This is a genomic window from Halomonas sp. 11-S5 (assembly GCF_029889825.1).
Lineage (GTDB): Bacteria > Pseudomonadota > Gammaproteobacteria > Pseudomonadales > Halomonadaceae > Halomonas.
In genome coordinates, this window is record NZ_JARANW010000043.1 from 1 (window position 1) to 8,894 (window position 8,894).

The following is an 8,894-nucleotide window of genomic DNA, read 5'->3' on the forward strand; positions in this document are numbered from 1 at the left end:
CCACGAATACCAGAGAGATCCACCGTCGCTGATAGCCCCTCGCTCCCTGACCCGTCGGCATTGAGGACAACCATATGTAAATAGAGACAACCGAGCCCTTGACGGGTCAATTCATACCAGGCCGGATAAGCCGAAGGCGCATCCGGCTTGATGATGGCGCCCTCTCCACGCCCGGTGCGCTGACGCTTACCGGGCCTACTGGGTCGAGTTCAAGGGTAAGGAAAACAGGATGGACGTTCCCCTGAGCTGGCAGCTGGCCAAGCTGCTGGTATCAATCGGCGTGGTGCTCGGCCTCTCGATGATCGCCGAGCGGGTCAGCACCCGTGTGGCCGGCCTGCTCGCCGGCTACCCCTTGGGCACCGCCATCGCGCTGTTCTTCATCGGCCTGGAGATCTCCCCGGCCTTCGCCACCCAGAGTGCCGTGCACACCCTGGCCGGCTTCACCGCCACCCTGGCGCTGGGCGGCGGCTACCTGCTCTGCGCCCGCCGCGACGGCTTGGGCGGGGTGCTCGCCGGCACCGCGGGCGGACTAGCCGCCTGGCTGGCGGTGAGCCTGCTGCTGACCCAGCTGGAGTTCACCCGCCTGACCGGCACCCTGACCACCCTGGCGGCGATCATCCTCTTCATCCGGCTCTACCGTCGGGTACCGGAAACCGCCACCGGCGCCCGCGGCGGCTTCAGCTGGGCGGCGCTGGGCCTGCGCGCCGCCCTGGCCGCCGGGATCATCTTCCTGATCACCGGCCTCGCCCACGTGATGCCGGCCGCCTGGGCGGGGGTCATGGCCGCCTTCCCGGTGACCATGTACCCCTTCCTGGTGATCCTGCACCTGACCCACGGCGCGGCCCCGGTGGCCACGGTGATCAAGCACTATCCGGCCGGGCTTGGCGCGCTGCTCTGGTACGCCCTGTGTGTCTCGCTGACCTACGACAGCCTGGGGCTTTCGCTCGGCACCCTGGTCGGCTTCGCCGTCGCCACCGCCTGGCTGCTGGCCTGGACCCGCCTGCTGGCCTGGCGGGCCGCGCGCCTGGCGGCAAGACCACGCTCAGGGACTTGACCTAGCGCTTGCTCGGGGCAAAGCTGTCAGCCTGATCTGGATCACGAGGACCACCCCCGATGTTCACCCGCACCATCGAGCCCGCCTTCTACGACACCGATGCCCTGGGCCACGTCAACAACACCCGGCTGCCGGCCTGGTTCGAGCTGGCCCGCAACGACCTCTTCCGGCTGTTCACGCCGGACCTGGACCCGCGCAAGTGGCGCCTGATCATGGCGCGCATGGAGGTCGACTACCGCGCCGAGCTGCAGTACGGTCGCGAGATCGAGATCCGTACCTACCTATCGCGGCTCGGCAACAGCTCCTTCACGGTGAGCCAGGAAGCGCGACAGGATGGTCTTCTGACCAACCTTGGCCATACCGTGTTGGTGCACTTCGACCATACGACCAAGAAGGCCATCCCCATCGAGGGCGAGCTGCGCGAGGTCCTTCAGGCCCACCTCCAGGCGGAGCCGGCGGACGCATGACCCCGGCGGTGAAGGTCCTCGAGAAGGCAGGTGTCACGTTCAGCCTGGCCGAGTACGACCATGACCCGCGCAGCCCCGCCTATGGCGAGGAAGCCGCCCGGGCACTGGGCCTGTCGCCCGAGGCGGTCTTCAAGACCCTGCTCGCCCGGCTCGACGACGGCCGCCTGGTGATGGCCATGGTGCCGGTCTCCGCCCAGCTCGACCTCAAGGCCCTGGCCCGGGCGGCCGGGGGCCGCAAGGCGAGCCTGGCCGACCCCGCCGAGGCCGAGCGCGCCACCGGCTACGTGGTCGGCGGCATCAGCCCGCTGGGCCAGAAAAAGCGTCTGCCCGCCTTCCTCGATGCCGGCGCCGAGCGCCTCGCGACCCTCCACGTCAGCGGCGGTCGCCGCGGGCTGGAGATCTGCCTGGCGCCACACGACCTGGCGCGCCTGACCGGGGCCCGCCACGCTGCCCTGGCGCGGCGCTGAACGCAGCCGAGCCGAACCCCGGCCGGCGGTGTCACAACTCGGAGCCGCCACCCACCGACGGGAGCCCCCATGGCCATCCGCTACACCCTCTGGCTGGACCCGGACGACACGCCCCGGCACCGCGCCGTCGAGGCCGCCCTGGAGCGCTACTTCATCGAGCGCTTTGCCGACTATCCGCACATTCGCTTGTTCGGCGCCGACCCTTACGATTATCATGCGCCGTTCAATCGGCTGCATGACGTGCTGATGGCGCGGGCCGGCGAGTACTGCGAGCGGGAGTGGCGCTATGTGCCCACCCCCGAGCAGCTAAACCGCGCCTTCTTCCTCGCCGTGGGGCATTCGAACAAGTTCGTACGGGACAACGACGATGGTGATCCGCACCGACCTGGACCCTGACGCGCGACAGCTGGCCATCATCGCCGAGCAGCTGGGTCGCGCGCCCCGCGGCATCGAGGCCCTGGCCGCCACCGACGGCGAGGGCACCCCGCTGGTACTGCGCATGGCGCCCATCGTCGACGGCAGGCCCTTCCCGACGCTCTACTGGCTGTGCTCGGAGCGGCTCAAGATCGAGATCTCGCACATCGAGGCCGCCGGGGTGATCAAGCAGCTGGAGACTCGCCTGCAGCAGGACCCCGACTTCCTGGCCGCCTACCACCGCAGCCACGACGCCTACGTGGCGGCCCGCTGGGCCTACATGAGCGAGGCCCAGCAGGCCGAGGTCATCCGGCTGGGTTATGAGGGCGTGCTCACCGAGCGCGGCATCGGCGGCATCATCAACCGCGACCATGTACGCTGCCTGCACACCCAGTACGCCCACCACCTCTGCGGCGAGAACGTCATCGGCCAATGGCTCGACGCGACCTACGGGGTAGCCGACTGCCTGCCCTGACTCAGGCTTTCGAGTCCCGGGCGTGGCCGCTAGGATGACCGCTTGCCAAGGAGAAGAGCATGTCGAGATTCTGCGTCTATCTGGGGTCCCGTGAGGGCCATGACCCGCAATTCCTCGAGGCCACGCGCCGGCTGGGCGCCGAGCTGGCCCGCCGCGGCCATGGCCTGGTCTACGGCGGCGCCCGTGTCGGCCTGATGGGCACCCTGGCCGATGCCGTGATGGCGGCCGGCGGCGAGGTCATCGGCGTGATGCCCGACCACCTGGTCGAGCGCGAGCAGGCCCACCACGGCCTGACCGAGCTGGTGCGGGTACGCAACATGCACGCGCGCAAGGCGAGCATGGTGGCCCATGCCGATGCCTTCATCGTGCTGCCCGGCGGTATCGGCACCCTGGAGGAGTTCTTCGAGGCCTGGACCTGGCACTACTTGGGTCTGCACGACAAGCCCATCGGCGTGCTCGACACCGCCGGCTTCTATGCCCCGCTGCTGGCCTTCCTCGACAACACCGTGGAGCACGGCTTCCTCAATGGCCGCACCCGGGCCGAGCTGGTCGATGCCACTGACCCCGCCGAGCTGCTGGATGCGCTGGAGAGCCGGCTGGCCACGGCCGGCTGACGCGCACGGCGTGTCGTGCCCACCGTCAGGCGTCGGGGGCGAGTTCGAGGGTGCGCAGGTAGGTGAGCTGCAGCAGGCGGGCATCCTCACCGGCCCGGTGCCGATGGATGCCCAGCTCGCGGATGATGGCTTCCTTGGTGCGGCTCCACAGGGCCTGCTGCGCCTCGCTAAGCAGGATACGCAGCGCCTCCAGGCGGAAGGCCGGCAGCATACCGGCATGATGGAAGAGCAGCGACAGCCAGGTGTTGTCGTAGCCCCAGCTGTCGCTGTAGGCGATGCCGATCTCCCCCAGCTCGTCATTGAGCCAGCGGGCCACCTGGCGCACCGGGTAGCCTTCGCGCTGCAGCCGTCCGCGGCTGATGCCATGCAACAGCTCGGCCTTGGGGTCCCAGTGGGTCCACTCGTCCAGCGGCTGGATGAGGAAGGCACAGGTGCTGCCATCGACGCGGGCCAGGCCGACCTCGATGGGGTAGCTGCCGCGCCCGAAGCCGGACGCCTCGATATCCAGCAGTGTGGGTAGCGTCACGGGCGGGAGAATCCTTGGTCGAGATGGCCGATGGCAACGGCGGCGAAGAGGCTAGTGTCGCGTCTCGCCTTCGGCCCTGTCCAGAGAACCAGCGTCCAGCGAGCCGGCAAGCCCGGCCAGGCGGTCGGCCAAGATCTGCCAGTGCCCGGCCTTCTCGTCATCCACCGGCAGCCCCAGCTCGCCGTTGCGGTAGGCGCGGACCAGGCGGGTCGCCGCCAGGGGATGGCCCGCCTCGCCGGCACGCGCATACCAGGTCACGGCATATTCGTCGCGACGCGGATACTGGGCACAGCCATGTTCGCGGATCTGGCCGGCCTGGTACTGGGCCTTGGCATCCCCGGCATGGGCCGCCTCGAGCACGTAGCGCGCCCCGCGGGCCTTGTCCTGGGGACTGACGCCGCGGTGGAAAAGCATATGACCATACTGCGACAGCGCCGCCGGATGCCCGGCATTGGCGCAGCGCTGGAAGAGGTGCATGGTCAGGCGCTGGGTACGCGGCGAGCGGGGCAGCCAGCGGGTATGGAACAGTTGCTGTGCGAGCCGGTACTCGAGCCGGGTGAACAGTGAGGATGCCTCTGACATGGCAACAGCCCTGCGTCCAGTGGTGCGAAAGCGATACCGGCCACATCCTGTGGCCGGTATCGCTCCCTGCAAAAAAGGTGGCCCTGCGGACTCCGCCGGGGCAACGGGGAGGCAAGCATACGCGCGCCCCGGCAGTGACTCAACCCCGGGATTTGCCGCCTCGCCCGGGCCCCGCTACCATGCCGGGTCAACCCCTTCAGCAGTCCTGCCAGGAGTAACCGATGCAGACGCGACCGCTAGGCGATACCGGCATCGAGGTCAGCCGCCTGTGCCTCGGCACCATGACCTTCGGCGAGCAGAACAGCGAGGCCGAAGCCCACGAGCAGCTCGACCGTGCCGTGGCCTTCGGCATCGACTTCATCGACACCGCCGAGATGTATCCGGTGCCCCCCATGGCCGAGACCCAGGGACGCACCGAGGCCTATATCGGCAGCTGGCTGAAGCGTCGCGGCAGCCGCGATGACGTGATCCTTGCCACCAAGGCCGCCGGCCCCGGCCTCGAGCATGTCCGTGGCGGCCCGCGGCTGACCCGCGAGCACCTCCACCAGGCGATCGACGCGAGCCTCGCCCGGCTGCAGACCGACTACGTGGACCTCTACCAGCTGCACTGGCCCGACCGGAAGGCCAACTTCTTCGGCAGGCTCGGCTACGAACATGACGATGAAGAAGACGCCACGCCGCTGGAGGAGACGCTATCGGCGCTCAAGGAGCTGGTGGATGCCGGTAAGGTGCGCGCCATCGGGCTCTCCAACGATACCCCCTGGGGCGTGATGCGCGCCCTGCACCTGGCCGACACCCTGGGCCTACCCCGGGTCGCCAGCATCCAGAATCCCTACAGCCTGCTCAATCGCAGCTTCGAGGTGGGGCTGGCCGAGATCGCCCACCGCGAGCGGGTGGGGCTGCTGGCCTACTCGCCGCTGGCCTTCGGCATGCTCTCCGGCAAGTACCTGGATGGCGCCCGCCCCGCCGGCGCCCGGCTGACCCTGTTCGAGCGCTTCCAGCGCTACACCAACCCGCTGGCCGAGGAGGCGACTGCCGCCTACGTGCGGATCGCCCGCGACCATGACCTGGACCCGGCCCGGATGGCCCTGGCCTATGTCAACTCGAGACCCTTCCTGACCAGCAACATCATCGGTGCCACCACCATGGAGCAGCTCGAGAGCAACCTGGCCAGCGAGTCCCTGCGACTCGACGCCGAGGTGCTGGAAGCCATCGAGGCCGTTCACCAGCGCATCCCCAACCCCGCGCCCTGACCCAGGAGCCCTGACCCAAGAGCACCGGAGCGACGGGCTATCACCCCGATAGCCCACCGGCCGCGGGCCGCTTGGTATACTGGCCTGCACTGCCATCAGGCCATCCCCTTCAGGCACAGGAGCGCCTCCATGCTGAGCGTGATCTCGCCCGCCAAGACGCTGGACTTCGAGACCCCGGCCACCACGACCCTGCATACCCAGCCGGACCATCTCGACCGCAGCCGTGAGCTGATCGAGATCCTGCGCGGCTACTCGCCCCAGCGGCTCAGCGAGCTGATGGGCATCAGCGACAAGCTGGCCGGGCTCAATGCCGCACGCTTCGCCGAGTGGCACACCCCCTTCACGCCCGAGAACGCCAAGCCCGCCGCCCAGGCCTTCCAGGGCGACGTCTACGTGGGGCTCGAGGCGGACACCTTCAGCGACGACGACAACGCCTTCGCCCAGGCGCACCTGCGTATCCTCTCCGGCCTCTACGGTCTGCTGCGTCCGCTCGACCTGATCCAGCCATATCGTCTGGAGATGGGCACCAAGCTCGAGAACCCTGGCGGCCGCGACCTGTACGCCTTCTGGAAGGAGACCCTCACCAAGAAGCTCGACCGCGCCGTGGAGAAAAGCGGCACGCGGGTGCTGGTCAACCTGGCCTCCAACGAGTACGTCAAGGCGATCGACACCAGGGCGCTCACCTCGCGAGTGATCACCCCGGTGTTCAAGGACGAAAAGAACGGCAAGCTGAAGATCATCAGCTTCTACGCCAAGAAGGCCCGCGGCCTGATGGCCGCCTGGATGATCCGCGAGCGCCTGGACGACCCCGAGGACCTCAAGGACTTCGACGTGGCGGGCTATGCTTACAACGCCTCTCTCTCGGAGGGCGACACCCTGGTCTTCACCCGCACCGAGGATGCCGCCTGAAGGACTACGCGGTAAACACCAGGGGGCGTGCCGAGCGCTCCCTGAGGAAGTGACGATGGGCCTGCTTGAAGCGCACGTCGTCGCAGCGGTGCAGCCACTCGTAGGCGACCATGTCGGCACTCACCGGCACCGCACCGGCCTGGACCATACGCTCCTTGGCCAGCCGCGCCTCGCCGGCCCGACGGCTGGCGCAGGCCTCCACCAGCCAGTAGACCTCGTAGCCCGCCTCGAGCAGGCCGAGGCCGGTCTGCATCACGCAGATATGCGCCTCGGTGCCGCACAGCACCACCTGGCGACGGTCACCGGCGGCCATGGCCTCGGCGAAGGCCGGCTCGGCATGGGCATCGAAGTGGACCTTGTGCCACAGGCGGTGCGCCGGCAACGCCTCGAGCAGCCGCTCTTCGCTGCCCCCCAGCCCCTCGGGATACTGTTCGGTGACCCACACCGGCACCTCGAGCTCGCCGGCCATGCCGCCCAGCCAGGCGGCCTCGGTCACCGCCTGATCGCCATGTTCGATGACCGGCAGCAGACCGGCCTGCAGATCCACGATCAGCAGCAGGCTCTTCTCTCGCATCAGGCGCATCGGCGGCCCCTCTCGTTATTCGTTAGTTGTCGTGGCTGACCAGCATAGCCGCTAGAATGGTCACTTCCGACTCTTTCTCATCCCCTTCCCCGATGGAGACCTCTCTGATGCGTCACCTACTCATCATGCTCGTGGTCGGCGTGCTGGGCTTCGGCCTGGCCGTGGATCACGCCGATGCGCGCCGCCTGGGTGGCGGCAAGAGCTTCGGCAGCCAGTCCCGTACCGTGCAGCAGCAGCCCGCGGCTAACCAGAACCAGGCCGCCGGCAACCGCGCCACCCAGGCGCGCCCCGGCTCACGGATGGGCGGCATGCTCGGCGGCCTGCTCGCCGGCGGCCTGCTCGCCGCGCTCTTCTTCGGTGGGGCCTTCGACGAGCTGCGCCTGATGGACCTCCTGCTGGTCGCCGGCGCGGCCTTCCTGCTCTTCAAGCTGTTCGCCCGCCGCCGGCCGGCCATGACCGATGGCCCGGGCCAGCCGGATGCCGCCACAGGGCCCCAGCGCTTCCAGGCCGAACAGGCACCGCTGAGAGGCGGTACCGCCTTCGCCGCGGAGCCCGAGTGGTTCGACCGGGAGCGCTTCCTCGGCGGCGCCAAGGAGCATTTCATGACCCTTCAGCGCGCCTGGGACAACAACGACTTCGCCGGCATCCAGGAGTACGTGACCCCGGAGCTCTACAACCTGCTGCGTGAGGAGCGCGACCGGCAGCCGGCCAACAATCGCACCGAGATCGTGCGGCTGTTCGCCGAACTCGGCGACATCCGGGAGGTGGGCCAGGAGGCCGAGGCCACGGTGATCTTCCACGGCATCATCGCCGAGAACGGGGAGGAGAACGAGTTCAACGAGACATGGCACCTGACCCGCGAGCTGCGCGACGGCGCCCCCTGGTACCTGCAGGGGATCGAGCAGAATCCCGGCGCCTGACGCCCCGAGGAGTGGCCGGCCGAGACGAGAAAGGCCGGGCAAGTTGCCCGGCCTTTTCTGTTTTCTGCCCCGGCTTCTGCCACCGGCAGTGGGCAATCAGTTCTGGGCATCCTCGGCCGCCTGCTCCATCTCCTCGCCCATCTCCTCCATGCCTTCGCCCATCTCTTCCATGGACTCGTCGATGTTCTCGCCCGCCTTCTCGGCCGGCCCCTGCTCCTCCTCGCAGGCAGCCAGGCCGGCACCGAGCATGGCGATCAACAGGGCCAGGCCCAGCTTGCGCATCATGGCGTTCTTCATGCTCATCTCCTCCTGAGACGTCCAGATCCATTGGTTCGTGCAGGAAAACCCTAGCCGCTGGCAGACGGCCTTTCCACTCCGGGCTGCAACATCATGTAACGGCGTGAGTAACGCCAACGAAAAAACCCCAGCTTCGTTCGAAGCTGGGGTTTCAGAATAAGTGCCTGACGAAGGCCCGGGCGGCGCTCCGCTACTCGCCATGGGGAGGCCCCCGGAACGACGAAACCCCGACCAATGGCCGGGGTTTCAGAATAAGTGCCTGACGATGACCTACTCTCGCATGGGGAGGCCCCACACTACCATCGGCGCTGAGCGGTTTCACTGCTGAGTTCG

At 68.2% G+C, this 8,894-nt stretch carries 13 protein-coding genes; 9 read left to right on the forward strand and 4 right to left on the reverse strand.

Features of this window, described 5'->3' with window-relative positions:
- The first annotated feature begins 229 nt into the window (after nucleotides 1–229).
- From OP497_RS17130 to OP497_RS17155, 6 genes are all read left to right on the forward strand, one after another.
- Nucleotides 230–1,054 (forward strand): hypothetical protein, encoded by an 825-nt coding sequence (locus tag OP497_RS17130; protein WP_280550660.1) that lies wholly within the window; start codon nucleotides 230–232, stop codon nucleotides 1,052–1,054.
- Between the two features lie 59 nt (nucleotides 1,055–1,113).
- Nucleotides 1,114–1,521 carry a thioesterase family protein gene (locus OP497_RS17135; RefSeq protein WP_280550662.1) on the forward strand — a complete coding sequence of 136 codons (408 nt, stop codon included), beginning with the start codon at nucleotides 1,114–1,116 and terminating at the stop codon, nucleotides 1,519–1,521.
- Nucleotides 1,518–1,988, forward strand: a complete 471-nt coding sequence (ybaK, locus tag OP497_RS17140; protein WP_280550667.1) for a Cys-tRNA(Pro) deacylase — start codon at nucleotides 1,518–1,520, stop codon at nucleotides 1,986–1,988. Before OP497_RS17135 ends, ybaK begins: the two co-directional genes overlap by 4 nt.
- Before the next feature lie 69 nt (nucleotides 1,989–2,057).
- Entirely contained in the window at nucleotides 2,058–2,384 is a 327-nt protein-coding gene (locus tag OP497_RS17145) for a hypothetical protein (protein WP_280550669.1), read from the forward strand.
- A complete protein-coding gene (locus tag OP497_RS17150; protein WP_280550671.1) occupies nucleotides 2,356–2,877 on the forward strand; it encodes a DUF501 domain-containing protein in 522 nt (173 codons plus the stop codon). The genes OP497_RS17145 and OP497_RS17150 overlap by 29 nt, the downstream gene beginning before the upstream one ends.
- A 59-nt stretch (nucleotides 2,878–2,936) precedes the next feature.
- The gene (locus OP497_RS17155; protein ID WP_280550673.1) at nucleotides 2,937–3,491 is read left to right on the forward strand and encodes a TIGR00730 family Rossman fold protein; all 555 of its coding nucleotides are present in this window, start codon (nucleotides 2,937–2,939) and stop codon (nucleotides 3,489–3,491) included.
- Nucleotides 3,492–3,516: 25 nt separating this feature from the next.
- Here the strand turns inward: OP497_RS17155 and OP497_RS17160 are convergent, their stop codons facing one another.
- Together OP497_RS17160 and OP497_RS17165 are read right to left on the reverse strand one after the other, a co-directional pair.
- Nucleotides 3,517–4,017 (reverse strand): hypothetical protein, encoded by a 501-nt coding sequence (locus OP497_RS17160; RefSeq protein WP_280550675.1) that lies wholly within the window; start codon nucleotides 4,015–4,017, stop codon nucleotides 3,517–3,519.
- 51 nt (nucleotides 4,018–4,068) lie between these two features.
- Nucleotides 4,069–4,599: a tetratricopeptide repeat protein gene (locus OP497_RS17165; protein ID WP_280550678.1), complete on the reverse strand. Its 531-nt coding sequence runs from the start codon at nucleotides 4,597–4,599 to the stop codon at nucleotides 4,069–4,071.
- Between the two features lie 221 nt (nucleotides 4,600–4,820).
- On the opposite strand from OP497_RS17165, the gene OP497_RS17170 reads away from it, so the two are divergent.
- Nucleotides 4,821–5,852: an NADP(H)-dependent aldo-keto reductase gene (locus tag OP497_RS17170; protein ID WP_280550680.1), complete on the forward strand. Its 1,032-nt coding sequence runs from the start codon at nucleotides 4,821–4,823 to the stop codon at nucleotides 5,850–5,852.
- Nucleotides 5,853–5,981: 129 nt separating this feature from the next.
- Complete coding sequence (gene yaaA, locus OP497_RS17175; RefSeq protein WP_280550682.1) at nucleotides 5,982–6,761, forward strand: peroxide stress protein YaaA; 780 nt, start codon at nucleotides 5,982–5,984, stop codon at nucleotides 6,759–6,761.
- 4 nt (nucleotides 6,762–6,765) lie between these two features.
- Here yaaA and OP497_RS17180 read toward each other — a convergent pair whose 3' ends face one another.
- On the reverse strand, nucleotides 6,766–7,344 hold the full coding sequence (locus OP497_RS17180; RefSeq protein WP_280550684.1) for an isochorismatase family protein: 579 nt from the start codon (nucleotides 7,342–7,344) through the stop codon (nucleotides 6,766–6,768).
- 107 nt (nucleotides 7,345–7,451) lie between these two features.
- Here OP497_RS17180 and OP497_RS17185 point away from each other — a divergent pair, with 107 nt between their 5' ends.
- Complete coding sequence (locus OP497_RS17185) at nucleotides 7,452–8,264, forward strand: Tim44-like domain-containing protein (protein ID WP_280550686.1); 813 nt, start codon at nucleotides 7,452–7,454, stop codon at nucleotides 8,262–8,264.
- Nucleotides 8,265–8,360: 96 nt separating this feature from the next.
- On the opposite strand, the gene OP497_RS17190 is transcribed toward OP497_RS17185, so the two are convergent.
- Nucleotides 8,361–8,561: a hypothetical protein gene (locus tag OP497_RS17190; protein WP_280550688.1), complete on the reverse strand. Its 201-nt coding sequence runs from the start codon at nucleotides 8,559–8,561 to the stop codon at nucleotides 8,361–8,363.
- Nucleotides 8,562–8,894 lie beyond the last annotated feature (333 nt).